Below are 17,680 nucleotides of genomic sequence, written 5' to 3' on the forward strand. Positions count from 1 at the left end.
GCTCTTTTTATATAGATAGCACGATCAAGAGGAGGCTTGTGATGAAGCTTATATCCAAAAGGTGGCTGGCCGCGACGGTCTGCCTGGCTTTGCTGCTGCCTTTATTGCCTGCCGGAGACGGAGGACGGGCGTCGGCCGCCGTGCCGGACACCGAGATCGGCGGGTTCGAAGGCGGCACCGACGGCTGGCAATGGGGAGCCAACGTGACCGCGCTCTCCCATGTGGCGAGCAGCGCCAACGCGCCGACGACGCCGTATGCGGGCAACCGGATGGCCGAGCTGACGACGGCGGGCGTGCCGGGCACATCCTGGCGGTCGGTGTACCGCGATTTTTCGCCGGCGCTGAACGTCTCGTCCGTGCCTTACTTCCACGGCGCGTTCAACACCTACGGCATCGACGCGTCCAACACCCAGTTCGAAGCGCGAATTACGTTTTACAGCAACAGCCAGACGTTCGTATCCACGCAGGCCATTCAGGGGGACCGCTGGAACGAGCTCAGCGTGGACTTAAGCGGGTGGAGCTACAGAACGGCCATTACGAAAATCGAGGTCGCCTATCGCTCCGTCACCTTCGCGACGAACTGGGCCGGCAAGCATCAGCTGGACAACGTTGGCTTTTCCGCCTATCCCGCCGTCTATCTCGGCTCGATCGGTCAAGCGACGGCTTCGGCGACGCAGATCGACGTATCCGGCACGTATGCGACGTCCTCGTCGGCGCAGCTCGACCTTATCGAGCTTCAGCCCTATGAAAAGTACGATATGACCGCCTCCTATACGGCCATGGCCACGCAATCCGTCGCGCCGAGCGGCGGCGTCGCGAGCTTCGCGCTGAGCGGAGCGAGATACGGCGGCTCCCGGGACAAGGTGTATTCCAAGTTCGTCGTCGTCGACCATGCCACGAAAAAGCTGGTTGCGAGCCCAACTTACATCACCTCGCAGACGGCGCCGGCCAATGCGTACGCCTTTCCGACAGCCGCCTCGATCAAAGGACTTCAGGTGCAGACGATCGACGACGCGCAGAAGCTCGGCATCGGCCACGCGGCGCTGAATGTCGCGTTCAACCAGCTGTTCGCCGACAGCGCGGCGGGCGCGGTCCCTTTTGTTTTGGACGGAACGACCTATTATTTGAACGCTTCGTATGTGACGCAGCTGGATCGCGACATCAAGACGCTGTCCGACGAGGGCGTCGTCGTCAGTCTGATCCTCATCTTGTATCCGGGCAGCGGGACGATCACCGCTAAGCTGACGCACCCGGGCTTCTCGGGCAGCGGGACGGTCGCCGCCATCAATGTCACGGACGCAGACGGCATCCGTTACTGGAAGGCCGGCATGGAGTTTCTGGCGAGCCGCTACACGAGAGCCGACCAACAGTACGGGCGGGCGGTCAATTACATCGTCGGCAACGAGGTGAACTCGCAGGCTTATTGGTACGATATGGGATCAAAGACGCTGCAGGATTTCGTGGAACAGTACGCCCGCGCCTACCGCATTGCCGAGACGGCGGTCAAAAAATATTACGCGAACGGCCGGACGTACATCTCGCTGGATCACTTCTGGAACGGCAGCGTCGGGACTGACGCCCTCCGTACGTACAAGGGCAAGGCGCTGCTCGACGAGTTCAACCGGCGCATCCGGGCGGAGGGTAACATTCCGTGGAACATCGCTTACCATCCGTACCCGGAAGACTTGTTCGATCCGACCGTGTGGAACGATACGACCGCGACGGCGTCCGCCGACACGCTCCGCATCAATTTCAAAAACCTGCAGGTGCTGACCGGCTACATCGGCGCATCCGATTACTTGTACAACGGGAGCAAACGCCGGATCATCCTGTCCGAACAGGGCTTCCATTCGCTCAGCAACTCGCTGGCCGACCAGAAAACGCAAGCAGCGGCTTATGTGTACGCCTATTATAAGGCCAAATTTCTCGGTGGCATCGACTCGTTCATCCTGCACCGGCACGTGGACCACGGCCAGGAGGGCGGGCTGAATCTCGGTCTGTGGACGCGCGATCCGACCAAATCGGCCGCATCGGCTCCCAAAGATCCCAAGTACATCTACGACGTTTTCCAAAAAATCGATACGAGCGAGTCCGCAGCCGTCGCGAGCTTCGCCAAGAGCATCATCGGCATCTCGGACTGGGCGAGCGTCATTCCCGGTTACAATGCCGCCCAGCTCGCCGACCGCGAGCCCCCCGCGGCCGGAACGTTGTCCGCCGTCGGTTCAATCGCGCCTTCTCTGGCCGTATCGGGCTTCGAGACGTCGTCCGACGGATGGACGGCATCCGAATATGCCACGTCCGTCGCCACCGCGTCGAGCTTCGCCAATGCGCCCGGAACGCCGTTCGCGGGGGCCAGGTCGCTGGAAGTGACGATGGACACGGCGACGGCCGGCGACGGCGTCGGAGGCGCGCGGGCGGAAAAAGGCATCGTGAAGACGTTCGCCGCGCCTGTCGACGCGACTGCCGCTCCGAAGTTCCAGTTCGCGATCGACGCCTACGGCGGGTGCCCGGGCGCCACTCAGTACAAGGTGACCGTGCGTCTCTACAGTGGCAAGCATATTTTTGAGGGCAAGGCGATGATGACGCCGAACGCATGGAACAAGTTCTCGATGGACGCGGGCGCTTGGCCATACAAGGGCAGCGTCGACAAGATCAAGATATGGTTCAGTACCGATTCGACGGCGCTCTGGAACGCCAAGTATCAGGTCGATCAGATCGGCTTCGGCGCTTAACCATGCGAAAGAGCGTGCCTCCGGGCCGACCCTGCCCCCGACCGCGACCCCGACTGCGGCTTGCGGGCCGCCCGGAGCGCGCGCTTCCGACTAAAACAAAGGTGGGAGACTTTATGCGACATCGCTTATTTCGAACGACTGCAATCATCATTATTGCGATCGCTTCCATGCTGGTCCAACTGGTCGGCGGGTCAGGCGCGCTGGCCGGCGCCTACGAGCCGGCGTTGACGGAGAAGGATGCCTACCAAGGACATGCCATCTATCCGCTGCGGATGATTAACGACTTTAACGATGCGCCGCAAGCGGCGCTGTGGACGCCCGGCCCGAACGTGGACAAGACGAGCGTGACCGGCACGCTGCTGAACGCGCCGGGGGCGCCGTTCGAGGGCGCGGGTGCGCTCGAGGTGATGCCCCGCAAGGTCAAGGCATACGAATGGCGCACGGTCTCGCGCGTCTTCGACGAGCCGCTCGACCTGTCGGACGCGAACTTCATCGCCGCCGCCGTCGACATCTGGGGCTGGAAGCAGGACGACTTCTTCGTGAAGCTGACGCTGCATAGCGGCGACGATACGTTCGAGGCGATAGCCGGGATCGCGGCCAACAAGTGGAACGTCGTCTACTTCGATATCCGCGCATGGAGCGGCAGAGCCGGCATCGACGGGATGTCGATCTCTTTTATGAAGAATTACGATCTGGCGGGCATGTCCCCGGGGGATCCCGGCTACGAATATTGGGACGGCAGGCTGCAGATCGATTCGCTCGCCGCGACGGCGGCCGCCGATCTGGACTTTCATATCCCGGGCTCGGCCGAAGGCTTCGTCGCCTCGTCGGGAACGGCCGTTCAGTCGGCTGCGTCGGGTTCGCTGATCTATACGGTAACGGACCCGGCGGGATCGTACCTCGAGTCGCCCGGTCTGTCCCTGGACGCAGCGAAGCGCAATGCCGTCCTGCTGCGCATGGCCGGCGACACAGGCGCTTCGCGTCTCAAGATCTCCTGGACGACGCGCGAGGATCCGAATTGGGACGAGGCGAAGTCGCAATCGTTCCCGGTCTCGGACGCGGCTTCGTTCGCGGATTACGAATTGGTGATGGCGAGCCCGCTATGGAAAGGCATCGTCGACCGCATCCGCATTTATCCGGAAGGAGCGGCGGCCGATAAGACGCTGGACATCGACAAGATCGGCTTTGCGCTCCGCAACGTGGACGATTACGCGTATCAAGGCAAGCTCGAGCGTCTGAACATCGCCGGCGATCCGCCGGTTGCGACAGCGGAGGGGAGCGTGGACGCCGCTTATCTGTCCGCCCATCCGGGCGCGAAGGTGGGCATTTACGAGCTGCCCCTTTACGCGGACGAGAAATCGGTCGACTACACGTCCATGACGCCGCTCTCGGAGCGCGCTGCGGAAGCGGCCTTCAGCCTGTCGTTCCCGGCGGCCGAAGGCGACAAAAACCGGGCATACGACAAATTCGTCGCCGTGCTGGAGGACGGCGGCGAGTTCGCGCTGGTGGACGGGCCGAAGTACGTGACCAATCCGGAGGCGCTGGCCGCGAACCGGGAGCCTTACCCGGTCACCGACAGCATCAAGGGGCTGCAGGTGCAATTGCCCGCAGACGCGGAGAGACTGGGCGTGCGGCACGGCGCGATCAATATCGCGTACAACGAAATGCTGACGCTGACCGACCACGGCGCCTCCTCGATTCCTTTTTCGTACGAGGGCCATACTTATTATTTCCGAAAAACCGCGGTAGACGGCCTGGACAGCCAGATCAAATCGATGACGGACAATCAAATGGCCGTGACCGCGATTTTGATCCTGTACCGTACAGGGATGACGGATCCCGACTCGCCCAACAAGGACATCGTTCATCCCGACGCCACGGCGGAAGGAACCGTGTTCGCTCCCAATCTGACGAACGAGACGGGCGTCCGATACTACGCGGCGATTACCCGCTTCCTCGCGGAACGGTATTCGCGCGCGGACCGGGCCTACGGCAGGCTGGCGGGCTATATCGTCGGCAACGAGGTGGGGCAAAATAAGGTGTGGAACAACATGGGACCGAAGCTGCTGGGCGAATACGTGAAGCAGTACGAGCGCCAGCTCCGGCTGACCTACAACATCGTGCGCAGCGTGAACGCGAGCGGCAGGGTGTACCTTTCGCTCGATCACTTCTGGAACGACTATCAATCGCCGGACTCGCAATGGATCTACAGCAACAAAGCGCTCGTGGACGCGCTGGCCAAGCTGGCCCGCGAGGGCGGGGACTATGCGTGGAACGTCGCCTTCCATCCGTATCCGGAGGACTTGTTCGATCCGAAAACGTGGGAGGACACGACGGCGACCGACAGTTTCGACACGCAGCGGATCACCTTCAAAAACCTGCAGGTGCTGACGCAATACCTGCAGCTGGCTTCGATGACGTACGAGGGCGCCCAGCGCCACGTCATCCTGTCCGAGCAAGGCTTCCACAGCGGCGGCAATACGCCCGAGGAGCAGCGCATACAGGCTGCGGCGTATGCCTACGCCTATTACAAGGTGAAGTCGCTGACGGGAATCGACGCTTTCATCCTGCACAGGCATGTGGACCATGCGGGCGAAGGCGGGCTCAATCTCGGGCTGTGGACGAACATGAAGGGACAGATCGCGGAGGCGGACCAGCCGAAGGCGATCTACGACGTATTCAAGCGGATCGATACCGTCCAGTCGCTGGAGGCGACGGCGTTCGCCAAGGCGATCATTGGCGTCTCCGACTGGGCGGAGGCCATTCCCGGCTTCGATCCGGCGCAGCTGGAACACAAGCCGGCCCAGGAGACGGCGAAGATGGGCGCGGCGTCGGGCATTGAAGGCGAAGCGCCGCTCAGCGACTTCGAGGCCGACACGGACGGCTGGAAGGGCACGGACAATGTGTCGGGCGCGGAGCGGGACACGGCGGATCATGCTTCGGGCGCGTCCAGCCTGAAGGCTCGCGTCGTGGGGACGTATCGCGGCGACTTCAAGGGCGTGACCCGAAGCTTCGCATCTCCGATCGATCTGTCGGCGACGCCGGTCGTGCGGGCGTCGGTCAAGGCCAGCGGCATCGGGAGCGGCGCCAAGGCGGAGTTCATGATCCGCGCCTACAGCGGCAATCGCGTGATCGAAGGCTCGGCTGTCGCGCCTGCCGAGGCCTGGAACGACGTGGCGATCGATCTGACCGGCTGGGAGGGGCTCGGTGCCGTCGATCGCATCAAAATATGGGCGCGGCCGACAGAAAAAGTCGCCTGGACGAACGGCGCATTGCAGGTGGACGACGTCTCCCTGGCCGCTTCTGCGGCGATCTCGAGCGTGTCTGTTGCGCTGGATCCGCTACCGCGGCCGGGACAGACACAGGCAGGCGACAAGCTCACGATCGCCGTGCATAACGGAGGCAACCGCGTCTTTGCGGGCGCGATCGGCTTGAAGGGAGTGGGCGGCGTCGCGCTCGACCGGAGCGCCGCGCAGGTGTCCGTGCAGCCCGGCGCGGACGAGCGGATCGAAGCGATCGTCGCCGGCATCGTGCCCGTCGCGGGTCAGAAGGGCAAGCTGGAGGTGACGGCGGACGGGCAGACGTTCGCATTCGACCTGACCGAAGCCTATGTGCCGGACTACAAGCGGGACGGCGACCGCCTCGTGTTCGGCGACTTCGAGGGCGGCGTGCAGGACGGGTGGATCGCAGGGGCCGAGACTTCCGCTGTCGGGGCGGTGAAAAGGGGCTCCTCGAACGGCACGCCGGGTGCGGCGAAGCAGGGAAGCTATATGTTGGAGGCGGCGAAGACCGCCAAAATCGCGACGACCGAGAGCAAAGTGACAAAGACGTTCCAAGTGCCGGTCGACCTGAGCCCATACGGTAAGATCGACTTCGACATCTTCGGCTGGGGCGGTACGTCTTCGGCGTACATCGCCGGCATCAGGCTGACGTCGGAGGGCGGCGAGACGTTTGCGGTCGAACGGCAGATCGCGAGCGACAGCTGGACGACCGTGTCCGCGGACATCTCCGCGTTCGCGGAGCGCGATCGCGTGAAGCGCTTGGAGATCTCTTATCGAGGCAAGGATACGGCTCATTATTCGGGGCCTTGGGGCGGTTATTTCTTTATCGATCATATTCGCACCGACGCCGCGGCGCCCGTGGCGACCGGTATCTCGGCTGCCAGGCCGACGGAGACGATGACGCTCGGCCAGGATGGGGTGCAGTTGGCCATCCGGGCGGCGATGTCGGACGGTAGCGAACGGGACGTGACGGCTGCATCCGCGGGAATCAGGTACGAAGACTACGACGGTTTGATTTTGTCCGTGAGCCCGGACGGATGGATGGAAGCGAAGGGCGTAGGGACGACTGTCGTCAAGGCGGTATACGGCGCGTTCGAGACTTCTATAAACGTAACGGTCGTCGGCTCCGTTGATCCGGAGAATCCAGGAGGTCCCGACCTTCCGTCAACAACTGAGCAGCCGTCGACGCAGCAGGTGGCGGTACCGGGCGGCATCGCTACGGCGATGCTCGACCGCGCCGCGAAGGAACTGGACATAACGTTGGATTCGGCAGCGCTGGCTAAGGCGCTCGATGCCGCTTCGGAGAGCGCGGGAGGCAATCGATCGGTCCTGATCGAGCTGCCGGAGACTACGGGCGTCGATTCCTATAAAATAAAGCTGCCGGCCGGCTTTTTCGCCGCAGGGGACGGAGGCCGCCGGGTATCCGTGAAAACCGCGCTCGGCACGGTAACCATCCCTTCCGACATGCTGCAGCGGGAACGGAAGGTCGAGGACGCAGGCGAAGAGATCGCGATCCGGGTGTCCCCGGGCGATCGGTCGCGGCTCGATCAGCCGTCTGCGCAAACAGCGGGCGTTAGACCGCTGATCGACCTCGTCCTGTTTCGGAACGGGGTATCCGAAGAATGGCGCAACCCGCAAGCCAGGATTACGGTAGCGATTCCTTATGCGCCTTCGGAGGAGGAGCTCCGGACGCCGGGTGCCATCATTGCGTATTACGTAGATGCCCAAGGGCGAATGGACACGATTCCTAACGGCCGATACGACAAGGCGAGCGGCGCAGTCGTCTTCACGACAGACCATTTCTCGCGTTTCGGGGTGGCCTTCTCGAAGAAGAGCTTCGCCGATTTGGAGCGCCATGTATGGGCGCGCGACAGCATCGAAGCGCTTGCGTCAAAAGAGATCGTCGGCGGTGTAGGCGGCCAGGCCTTCGAGCCGGGCCGCGGCGTGACGCGAGCCGAATTCGCCGTTATGCTGGTCGAAGCCTTGGGGCTTGCGGGCGATACGCGGCCAAGCTTCCCCGACGTGAAGCCGGGGGATTACTTCTACCGGGCTGCCGGCGCTCTGCGGCAGAACGGCATCGCGAACGGGACCGGAGACGGTCGCTTCCTGCCGAACGCAGTCATATCCCGTCAGGAGATGATGACGATGACGGCGCGGGCGCTCCGGTTGGCCGGCAAAATGGAAGCGCCGGAAGCCGGACATCAGCCTGAGCTTGAGGATTTCGGCGAGATCTCTACTTACGCCCGCGAAGGAATAGCGGGACTCGCGGCCGCCGGACTGGTTCAAGGCTATGACGGACGAATTCGTCCCGCCGAACACGCGACGAGGGCTGAAGCGGCAGTCTTTCTATACCGAATATATCTTTATGCGGGCCAGGCTGAAGAATAGATAGCGAAGCCGAAAGCTCGCGTTTTCCTTCGAACTAAACGCCAAGACAGCTGCGTGGCCCATTTGCCGGCGCGCAGCTGTCGCCTTTGCCTGTACGATCGTGAATCTTTTCGTCCCTGCGCGATAGTTATTGAAATCATTAAAGATGCCGCGAAAAGGATTGCAACCCGTAGACGTTCAGAGCGCTTGGACGCGATGAAACGGGCGTAAAAGGCTTCCTTGACACTGCCCGACCAAGGTGTTAAGATAGCCTATGTGTGTGCCCGACGTGGTGGATTTTGATCGTTTCGTAGGAGTTGTTTTGATGGACTTGATGGCTCATCATTTCGCGAACAACGTCAAAGTCGGCACCAAGCAGACGACCAAGATGGTAGAACAAGGCAAGGCCATCGGCGTCTATGTCGCGCAAGATGCAGATTCGCGCCTGATCGGCCGCATCGCGCAGTTATGCCAGCAACGCGGCGTTCCCTTACACGAGGTGAGCACCATGCGCGAGCTCGGCAGACAGTGCGGAATCGATGTCGGTACGGCGATGGCCGTGGTAGTAGAGAGAGCATGAACCGGGACCTTACCGCGCTTCTCGTATGGGGAGTACAGCGGGCGGACCCTTTCGTTTTTCTCAAAATGAACCGCCTGGATCTGTGGGCTTCGCGCCGCGGGAACCGGTAGCCGTTAGTTTCATGCAAGGCAATCATGGGAAGGGGGTGGCAACATGCCAACAATTAACCAGCTCGTCCGCAAGGGTCGCGAGCCTAAGGTGGTCAAGTCCAAGTCTCCTGCTCTGCAAAAGGGATTTAACGCCCTGAAGCGCATCGAGACCGATCTGAGCGCTCCTCAAAAGCGCGGCGTATGCACGCGTGTAGGCACGATGACGCCGAAAAAACCAAACTCCGCACTTCGTAAGTATGCGCGTGTACGTCTGACGAACCGCGTAGAAGTCACGGCTTACATTCCGGGTATCGGTCACAACCTGCAAGAGCACAGCGTCGTTCTGATTCGCGGCGGCCGGGTCAAGGACCTTCCGGGCGTACGTTATCACATCGTTCGCGGTGCGCTCGATACCGCAGGCGTCAACAACCGCAAGCAAGCTCGTTCCAAGTACGGTACGAAGCGCGCCAAGGTGAAGAAGTAAGATAATTCTGCCGGAACATTTCGGCTTTATCATTGATAGGGGAAAGGAGGAACTCAGATGCCACGTAAAGGACCAGTACCGAAGCGGGACGTGCTCCCGGATCCGGTATACAACAGCAAGCTCGTCACTCGCCTCGTCAACCGCATCATGATCGACGGCAAGAAGGGCGTAGCCCAACAGCTGCTTTACAATGCGTTCACGCTGATTCAAGAGCGCTCCGGCAAGGATCCGATGGAAGTTTTCGAAGCTGCCATCAAGAATATCATGCCTGTGCTCGAAGTTAAGGCTCGCCGTGTAGGCGGTGCTAACTACCAAGTTCCGATCGAAGTCAAGCCGGAGCGCCGCACGTCCCTTGGACTGCGCTGGCTTGTCAACTACTCCCGCAACCGCGGCGAGAAGACGATGGAAGAGCGTCTGGCGGCCGAGATTCTCGACGCTTCGAACAACACCGGCGCTGCCGTCAAGAAGCGCGAAGACACGCACAAGATGGCTGAAGCCAACAAAGCGTACGCCCACTACCGCTGGTAATCCCGCGGACACTAGGGAACGAAAGGAGACCATTGCATGGCTAGAGAGTTCTCCTTGCAAAATACGCGCAACATCGGCATTATGGCGCATATTGATGCAGGCAAGACGACTACGACCGAGCGGATCCTGTTCTATACCGGCCGTGTCCACAAGATCGGCGAAGTGCATGAAGGCGCCGCCACCATGGACTGGATGGAGCAAGAGCAAGAGCGCGGCATCACGATCACGTCTGCTGCGACTACCGCTCAATGGAAAGGTCACCGCATCAATATTATCGACACACCGGGACACGTTGACTTCACGGTCGAGGTCGAGCGCTCGCTGCGCGTATTGGACGGGGCTGTCGGCGTATTTAGCGCCAAAGAAGGCGTAGAACCTCAATCCGAAACGGTATGGCGTCAAGCCGACCGTTACGGCGTTCCGCGCATCGCTTACGTTAATAAGATGGACATCATCGGCGCGGACTTCCTGAACGTTGTCCGCGACATGCGCTTGCGTCTGCAAGCCAATGCTGTTGCCATCCAGCTTCCGATCGGTGCAGAGAACGGGTTCGTAGGCATGATCGACTTGATCGAACGAGTCGCTTATGTGTACGAGGACGACCTCGGCAAAGATCCGAAGACGGTTGAGATTCCGGCCGACTTGGCCGACCAAGCCGAAGAGCTGCGTCTTGAGCTCGTCGAGAAGGTTGCCGAGCTTGACGACGATCTCATGGCGAAGTATCTTGAAGGGGAAGAACTGTCGGTCGCCGAGATCAAGGCAGCTCTTCGCAAGGGCGTCGTAGATGTTCGCATCTTCCCGGTCGTCTGCGGCTCTTCTTACCGCAACAAGGGCGTTCAGCCAATGCTGGATGCTGTCGTCGACTTCCTCCCGGCTCCGATCGACGTCCCTGCTATCAAGGGCACGACCGAAGACGGCGAAGAGACGGTTCGTCATTCTTCCGACACGGAGCCGTTCTCGGCGCTGGCGTTCAAGATCATGACCGACCCGTTTGTCGGCAAGCTGACGTTCTTCCGCGTCTATTCCGGCGTTCTGAACTCCGGTTCGTACGTCGTCAATGCGACGAAGAACAAGCGCGAACGTATCGGCCGTATTCTGCAGATGCACGCGAACAGCCGTCAAGAAATCAGCATCGTCTACTCCGGCGACATCGCCGCAGCAGTCGGTCTGAAGGACACGACGACTGGCGACACGCTGTGTGACGAGAAGAACCCGGTTATCCTCGAATCGATGAACTTCCCCGAGCCGGTTATCCAGCTTGCGGTTGAGCCTAAGACCAAGGCTGACCAAGACAAGATGGGTATCGCGCTCCAGAAGCTGTCCGAAGAGGATCCGACCTTCCGTGCGCATACGGACGAAGAGACTGGCCAGACGATTATCGCCGGTATGGGCGAGCTTCACCTGGAAATTCTCGTTGACCGCATGCTTCGCGAATTCAAGGTCGAGACGAACGTGGGCAAGCCGCAAGTTGCTTACCGCGAGACGTTCAAGACTTCAGCGAAGGTCGAAGGCAAGTTCGTTCGCCAATCCGGCGGACGCGGCCAATACGGCCATTGTTGGGTTGAGTTCGAACCGCTCGAAGCAGGCTCCGGCTTCGTGTTCGAGAACAAGGTTGTCGGCGGCGTAGTACCTCGCGAATACATCGCGCCGGTACAAGCCGGTATCGAAGAGTCGATGAAGAACGGCGTACTTGCCGGCTTCCCGCTCGTCGATATCAAAGCGACGATCTTCGACGGATCGTACCACGACGTCGACTCGAACGAAATGGCGTTCAAGATCGCCGGCTCGATGGCGCTTAAGGCTGCCAAGGACAAGTGTAATCCTATCCTGCTCGAGCCGATCATGAAGGTCGAAGTAACTGTTCCGGAAGAGTATATGGGCGATGTAATGGGCATGCTCAGCTCCCGCCGCGGACGCATCGAAGGCAGCGACACCCGTCACGGTGCGCTCATCGTGCGCGCCAAGGTGCCGTTGGCTGAAATGTTCGGTTACTCGACCGTCCTTCGTTCCGGTACGCAGGGCCGTGGCGTATTCTCCATGGAACTGTCGCACTACGAAGAAGTGCCGAAGTCGATCTCGGAAGAGATCGTCTCCAAGAGCAAAGGCGCTTAAGTTTTCGGGCATTCGGACGAGCCGCGGGGCCTGAGGTCTCCGGCTTTGTCCTCCCTATAAAAATGGCTTTACTAACAAGGAGGAGAAAAGATCCATGGCAAAGGCTAAATTTGAACGTAATAAACCGCACGTTAACATCGGTACGATCGGCCACGTCGACCACGGCAAAACGACGCTGACTGCTGCCATCACGACGGTTCTGTCCAAGAAGTACGGCGGCGCAGCTGTTGCGTTCGACCAAATCGACAAGGCTCCTGAAGAGCGCGAGCGCGGTATCACGATCTCCACGGCTCACGTTGAATACGAAACGCCTAACCGTCACTATGCTCACGTTGACTGCCCTGGACACGCCGACTATGTCAAGAACATGATCACCGGCGCTGCTCAAATGGACGGCGCGATCCTGGTTGTATCCGCTGCTGACGGCCCTATGCCGCAAACGCGCGAGCACATCCTGCTCTCCAAGCAAGTAGGCGTTCCTTACATCGTCGTATTCCTGAACAAGTGCGACATGGTTGAAGACGAAGAGCTCCTCGAGCTGGTTGAAATGGAAGTCCGCGACCTGCTGAACGAGTACGAGTTCCCGGGCGACGACACGCCGATCATCCGCGGCGCTGCTCGTGAAGCTCTGCAAAATCCTGACGGCCCTTGGGCTGACAAGATCGTTGAGCTGTTCGAACAAGTCGATACCTACATCCCGCAACCAGAACGCGACACGGCTAAGCCTTTCCTGATGCCTGTCGAGGACGTTTTCACGATCACGGGTCGCGGTACTGTTGCTACGGGCCGTGTTGAGCGCGGTACGATCAAAATCGGCGATGAAGTTGAAATCATCGGTCTGGTTGAAGATTCCCGCAAATCCGTTGTAACGGGCGTTGAAATGTTCCGCAAGCTGCTTGACTCCGCTCAAGCCGGCGACAACGTTGGCGCACTGCTTCGCGGTGTTGACCGTAAGGACATCGAACGCGGCCAAGTTATCGCTAAGCCGGGTTCGGTTAAGCCACACACGGAATTCACGGCTCAAATCTACGTCCTGACCAAAGAAGAAGGCGGCCGTCACAAGCCTTTCTTCACGGGCTACCGTCCTCAGTTCTACTTCCGTACAACTGACGTTACGGGTATCATCAACCTGCCGGAAGGCACTGAGATGGTTATGCCTGGCGACAACATCACCGTTACCGTTCAACTGATCGCTCCGATCGCTGTTGAAGAAGGCACTCGCTTCTCCATCCGCGAAGGCGGCCGTACGGTTGGCGCCGGCGCTGTTGCTTCCATCCAAAAGTAATTTCGCCTTACCTAGAGAAGACCTTATCGGGCACTGCGCTCGATAAGGTCTTCTTTTTGTTGCAGTAAACAAAGTCTGTAAAAAATACGACAATATCGGTCTTAATTCGACAAGAAATGACATGTATTTCTAACCTTTCTCCCTTATAATAGAAACAAATCCAAGGGCGAGGTGCATCCATCTGTCTAGACTTCAAATTCGCAAAAGCCTGGTTTTTACAAGCAGTCTTGTGCTGTCCGTACTCTTTATCCTGTTGATTGGAATTATGTCGTGGCTTCAATACAACGCGCAGCGCGATGCTGCATACAAAGAGTTTATGTCCATAGGCGATCGGCTCACTGCGCAGGCCTCGGCCAATACGAATCTGCTGCAGCCCGTTGCCGAAGCTTTTGAAAAGGGAGCTGAGCCTGACCAGGAGAATCAGGCCATATTGCGCAGATTGCTGAATGCCATGACCGACGGAGATCTTATGATCAATTCATATTACTTCTCGACGTTTTCTGAAGAGACGCCGGAAGGAACGAAGGTCGTCCATCTTCAAGTCAATCAAGCGTTCGACGAAGCCGGTATTCATACCGGTAGCGACTATATGCTTTCCGGGGATTTTAAACGGGCATATACGGATGCTTTGGCTGGGAAGTCTTCGCTGAGCGATGCCTATACGGATAACGCCGGAACTTGGATATCCTATCAGGGACCGGTGAAGAACGGCAATGGACAAGTTGTCGCGGTACTCGGTCTCGACTATGATTACGGCAAGGTTCAGGGGCGAATGAAAGGAATTTTGATTCGCGCGGTCTGGATCGGTGTGGCGGTCGCAGTGGCCGCGATTTTGCTGCTTGTCCTCTTTATGCGTTACGCGCTGCGCCCGCTCAAGCGACTGGCCGCGCTCGCACAAGAAGCAGCGAAGGGAGATCTGACCGTTCAAGTGCCGGTGAGTTCGAATAATGAAATCGGACAGGCGGCGGAATCATTTAATGCGATGGTTCGTAGCCTTAGGGATCTGACGGGGAGCGTTAAACGTACGGCAGACGAGGTAACCGCCGCTTCACGCACGTTAAAGGATACTTCTGCGCAAGCGGCTGTCGCCACAGGAGAAATTACGGAGTCCATTCAAACTGTGGCCTCGGGAGCCGAAGCGCAGTTGACGAGCTCGCAGGAATGTCAGCGTGCGATGTCCGAGATCGCGATTGGGATCGGCCGTATCGCAGAATCGTCGGCAACGTTATCCGAACTCGCGGTCGGTACGGCCGAGCTGGCGACGTCAGGCGAGCAAACGCTGGAGGATACGGCACGGCAAATGCGGCAGATCGAGCAAAACGTGTTCGGTGCCAGCGATATGATGGGAGAACTGCAAGCTTCGAGCGTGAGAATTCAGGAGATCGTCAGCATGATCGCAGAAGTCGCCAATCAGACGAATTTGCTCGCGCTGAACGCCTCGATTGAAGCGGCGCGCGCAGGCGAGCAAGGCAAGGGTTTTGCCGTTGTCGCGCAGGAGATCCGCAAGCTGGCCGAACGCTCCAAGGAATCGTCCGAAGCGATCGCGACGATTCTGCATGCGGTCGGATCCAAAACGTCCGCAGCTGCGTCGACCTTGTCGCAATCGGCGGAAGAAGCGCGGGCGGGAACGGCGCTTGCGACGCAAACGGGAGAGTCGTTCCGTACGATACTTCAGGCAATCCGAGAAGTGTCCGGCCAAGTCCAGGACGTATCCGCCGCTTCCCAGCAAATGTCCGCAGGCAGCCAGGAGGTGGCGGCCTCGATCGAAGAGCTCGAACGCGTAGCCAAACGCTCCACCGAGGAATCGCAGCAGGTGGCTGCAGCGTCCGAGGAGCAGCTTGCCTCCGTTCAGGAGATTGCAGGCTCGGCCGAACAACTCCGGTCGCTGGCGTCGGAGCTGAACGAAGCGGTCAGCCGATTTCGGATTTAAGCGAACCGCGATATCAATGAGAAGCCGACGCATACGCGTTCGGCTTTTCTTGTTCTTGTATCCATCGCTATTATATATAGAAGAAACACGTTGAATGGCGGTATGATCGAGCAGGATAAAAATCGCCCTTTGCGATGCGACACATGATTTGTTTTCAATTTGCCTAAAAATTTGTTGCATTGACCTGGGCGAATCGCTATAATAATAAATGTTGGTCTGCGACTGTGCGATGATGTGAGAGGTTGCCGACACACCCGGCCCCTTTGCCATAGGGTGGCTGAGCGGTGATTGTCGGGGTATTCTCACGGAGTATGTCCGATTCCAAAATTGGGCGAATGAAGGAGGGAATTTTCTATGGCAAAGCAAAAAATCCGTATCCGTTTGAAAGCCTACGACCACCGCATTCTTGATCAATCCGCGGAGAAGATCGTAGAAACGGCAAAGCGCACGGGTGCCGGCGTATCCGGTCCGATCCCGCTGCCGACCGAAAAGCAGATCATCACGATCCTGCGCGCGGTCCACAAGTACAAGGATTCGCGTGAGCAGTTCGAAATGCGTACGCACAAGCGCCTGATCGACATCGTCAATCCGACGCCGCAAACGGTCGACGCGCTGATGCGTCTGGACCTGCCGTCCGGCGTTGACATCGAGATCAAGCTGTAATAAGCACGACAAAGACTTATCCAGATGTGAATAAGAAGTAGAAGAGAGGTGTCAACATGCCAGGAATCTTGGGACGTAAGCTCGGTATGACGCAAGTGTTCGCGGCTGACGGAAGCGTCGTGCCGGTCACTGTCATCGAAGCAACGCCAAACGTCGTGCTGCAGAAAAAAACTTCCGACAACGACGGATACGAAGCTGTGCAGCTCGGCTTTGCCGACAAGCGCGAAAAGCTCGCAAACAAGCCGGAAACGGGCCATGCAAAGAAGGCCGGTACGGCGCCCAAGCGCTTCATCCGCGAAGTTAGCGGATCTTCGGAACTCGAAGTCGGCGCTGAAGTTAAAGTTGACGTATTTGCCGAAGGGCAGTTTGTTGACGTAACGGGTATTTCGAAGGGTAAGGGAACTGCAGGCGCCATCAAGCGTTGGGGCTTCCAACGCGGCAAGATGACGCACGGTTCGAAGTACCACCGCGGTAACGGCTCGCTTGCTACGATTCGCGACGCGAACCGCGTACCTAAGGGCAAGAAGATGCACGGCCGTCTCGGCTCCGAGACGATCACGGTTCAAAACCTTGAAGTCGTCAAGATCGACGTTGAACGCAACGTTATCCTGATCAAGGGATCCGTGCCGGGCGCTCGCAACAGCTACCTCAAACTCCGCTCGTCGGTGAAGAAATAATCCGATTCAACAAGAAAGGAGGACTACCACATGCCTAAAGTATCTGTATACAACGTGAGCGGCAGCGCGGTCGGCGAGATCGAATTGTCGGACCTGATCTTCGGCGTTAACCCGAATGCATCGGTCATGCACAGCGCGGTCGTGCTTCAACAAGCAGCCGTGCGCCAAGGCACTCACAAGACCAAAGGGCGCTCCGAAGTACGCGGGGGCGGCCGTAAGCCATGGAAGCAAAAGGGTACCGGCCGCGCTCGTCAGGGCTCGATCCGTTCCCCGCAATGGAAGGGCGGCGGCGTTGTCTTTGGACCGACTCCGCGCAGCTACGGCTTCAAACTTCCTCGCAAGGTTCGCCGTCTGGCGATCAAGTCCGCGCTGTCCAGCAAAGTCATCGCCAGCGACATCATCGTCCTGGACCAACTGAGTCTGGCATCGCCTAAGACCAAGGAATTCAAAGGCATTCTGAACAACCTCAAGGTCGGCCGCAAGGCGCTCGTCGTCACTGCCGATTATGAGAACAATGTGGCCCTGTCCGCACGCAACATTCCTGGCGTCAAGTTCGTCTCCGCCAACGGAATCAACGTGCTCGATGTTCTTGTCCATGACAAGTTGATCATCACGAAGGACGCGGTCGCTAAAGTCGAGGAGGTATTCGCGTAATGAAAGACCCTCGCGATATTATCAAGCGCCCCGTCATCACGGAACGCACGAGCGAATTCATCGATCAGCTGAAGTACGTCTTCGAAGTCGACCTTCGCACGAACAAGACGGAAATCAAGCAAGCGATCGAAGCGATCTTCAAGGTGAAGGTCGTCAGCGTCAACACGATGCGCGTACCGCCGAAGCCGCGCCGCTACGGCCGTCACTCCGGCTACACTTCCGAATGGAAGAAGGCCATCGTGCAGCTGTCCGCGGACAGCAAGCCGCTCGAATTTTTCGAAGCATCGGTCTAACATCT

The 17,680-nt window shown here is 59.0% G+C and carries 12 protein-coding genes; all 12 read left to right on the top strand.

Features of this window, described 5'->3' with window-relative positions:
• Window positions 1–41 precede the first annotated feature (41 nt).
• The 12 genes from ACFSR7_RS21230 to rplW all read left to right on the top strand — a co-directional run bounded on the left by ACFSR7_RS21230 (window position 42) and on the right by rplW (window position 17,675).
• A complete protein-coding gene (locus tag ACFSR7_RS21230) occupies window positions 42–2,732 on the top strand; it encodes a DUF5722 domain-containing protein (protein ID WP_378165075.1) in 2,691 nt (896 codons plus the stop codon).
• A gap of 113 nt (window positions 2,733–2,845) precedes the next feature.
• Window positions 2,846–8,401, top strand: a complete 5,556-nt coding sequence (locus ACFSR7_RS21235; protein WP_378165077.1) for a DUF5722 domain-containing protein — start codon at window positions 2,846–2,848, stop codon at window positions 8,399–8,401.
• Between the two features lie 304 nt (window positions 8,402–8,705).
• Entirely contained in the window at window positions 8,706–8,960 is a 255-nt protein-coding gene (locus tag ACFSR7_RS21240) for a L7Ae/L30e/S12e/Gadd45 family ribosomal protein (RefSeq protein WP_378165079.1), read from the top strand.
• A gap of 153 nt (window positions 8,961–9,113) precedes the next feature.
• Window positions 9,114–9,533, top strand: a complete 420-nt coding sequence (rpsL, locus tag ACFSR7_RS21245) for a 30S ribosomal protein S12 (RefSeq protein ID WP_090117921.1) — start codon at window positions 9,114–9,116, stop codon at window positions 9,531–9,533.
• A gap of 57 nt (window positions 9,534–9,590) precedes the next feature.
• Window positions 9,591–10,061, top strand: a complete 471-nt coding sequence (gene rpsG / locus ACFSR7_RS21250; protein ID WP_090117920.1) for a 30S ribosomal protein S7 — start codon at window positions 9,591–9,593, stop codon at window positions 10,059–10,061.
• A 36-nt stretch (window positions 10,062–10,097) separates the two neighbouring features.
• Window positions 10,098–12,173 carry an elongation factor G gene (gene fusA / locus ACFSR7_RS21255; protein WP_378165081.1) on the top strand — a complete coding sequence of 692 codons (2,076 nt, stop codon included), beginning with the start codon at window positions 10,098–10,100 and terminating at the stop codon, window positions 12,171–12,173.
• 94 nt (window positions 12,174–12,267) lie between these two features.
• A complete protein-coding gene (gene tuf, locus ACFSR7_RS21260) occupies window positions 12,268–13,458 on the top strand; it encodes an elongation factor Tu (protein ID WP_090117918.1) in 1,191 nt (396 codons plus the stop codon).
• A 316-nt stretch (window positions 13,459–13,774) separates the two neighbouring features.
• On the top strand, window positions 13,775–15,388 hold the full coding sequence (locus tag ACFSR7_RS21265) for a methyl-accepting chemotaxis protein (protein ID WP_378165083.1): 1,614 nt from the start codon (window positions 13,775–13,777) through the stop codon (window positions 15,386–15,388).
• 354 nt (window positions 15,389–15,742) lie between these two features.
• Window positions 15,743–16,051, top strand: coding sequence for a 30S ribosomal protein S10 (rpsJ, locus tag ACFSR7_RS21270; protein ID WP_027087350.1), 309 nt, complete (start codon window positions 15,743–15,745; stop codon window positions 16,049–16,051).
• Between the two features lie 56 nt (window positions 16,052–16,107).
• Window positions 16,108–16,728, top strand: coding sequence for a 50S ribosomal protein L3 (gene rplC / locus ACFSR7_RS21275; RefSeq protein ID WP_090117916.1), 621 nt, complete (start codon window positions 16,108–16,110; stop codon window positions 16,726–16,728).
• A gap of 30 nt (window positions 16,729–16,758) precedes the next feature.
• A complete protein-coding gene (gene rplD, locus ACFSR7_RS21280; protein WP_378123697.1) occupies window positions 16,759–17,382 on the top strand; it encodes a 50S ribosomal protein L4 in 624 nt (207 codons plus the stop codon).
• Window positions 17,382–17,675 (top strand): 50S ribosomal protein L23, encoded by a 294-nt coding sequence (gene rplW / locus ACFSR7_RS21285; RefSeq protein ID WP_090117914.1) that lies wholly within the window; start codon window positions 17,382–17,384, stop codon window positions 17,673–17,675. Before rplD ends, rplW begins: the two co-directional genes overlap by 1 nt.
• Window positions 17,676–17,680: the final 5 nt, after the last annotated feature.

Origin of the sequence: Cohnella sp. GCM10020058 (assembly GCF_042683485.1) — a bacterium.
Taxonomy (GTDB): domain Bacteria; phylum Bacillota; class Bacilli; order Paenibacillales; family Paenibacillaceae; genus Cohnella.

Coding starts and splice junctions, on each gene's coding strand:
- ACFSR7_RS21230 (WP_378165075.1), top strand. CDS start 42: ATGAAGCTTATATCCAAAAGGTGGCTGGCCGCGACGGTCTGCCTGGCT.
- rplW (WP_090117914.1), top strand. CDS start 17,382: ATGAAAGACCCTCGCGATATTATCAAGCGCCCCGTCATCACGGAACGC.
- fusA (WP_378165081.1), top strand. CDS start 10,098: ATGGCTAGAGAGTTCTCCTTGCAAAATACGCGCAACATCGGCATTATG.
- rpsL (WP_090117921.1), top strand. CDS start 9,114: ATGCCAACAATTAACCAGCTCGTCCGCAAGGGTCGCGAGCCTAAGGTG.
- rpsG (WP_090117920.1), top strand. CDS start 9,591: ATGCCACGTAAAGGACCAGTACCGAAGCGGGACGTGCTCCCGGATCCG.
- tuf (WP_090117918.1), top strand. CDS start 12,268: ATGGCAAAGGCTAAATTTGAACGTAATAAACCGCACGTTAACATCGGT.
- ACFSR7_RS21235 (WP_378165077.1), top strand. CDS start 2,846: ATGCGACATCGCTTATTTCGAACGACTGCAATCATCATTATTGCGATC.
- rpsJ (WP_027087350.1), top strand. CDS start 15,743: ATGGCAAAGCAAAAAATCCGTATCCGTTTGAAAGCCTACGACCACCGC.
- ACFSR7_RS21240 (WP_378165079.1), top strand. CDS start 8,706: ATGGACTTGATGGCTCATCATTTCGCGAACAACGTCAAAGTCGGCACC.
- rplC (WP_090117916.1), top strand. CDS start 16,108: ATGCCAGGAATCTTGGGACGTAAGCTCGGTATGACGCAAGTGTTCGCG.
- ACFSR7_RS21265 (WP_378165083.1), top strand. CDS start 13,775: ATGTCCATAGGCGATCGGCTCACTGCGCAGGCCTCGGCCAATACGAAT.
- rplD (WP_378123697.1), top strand. CDS start 16,759: ATGCCTAAAGTATCTGTATACAACGTGAGCGGCAGCGCGGTCGGCGAG.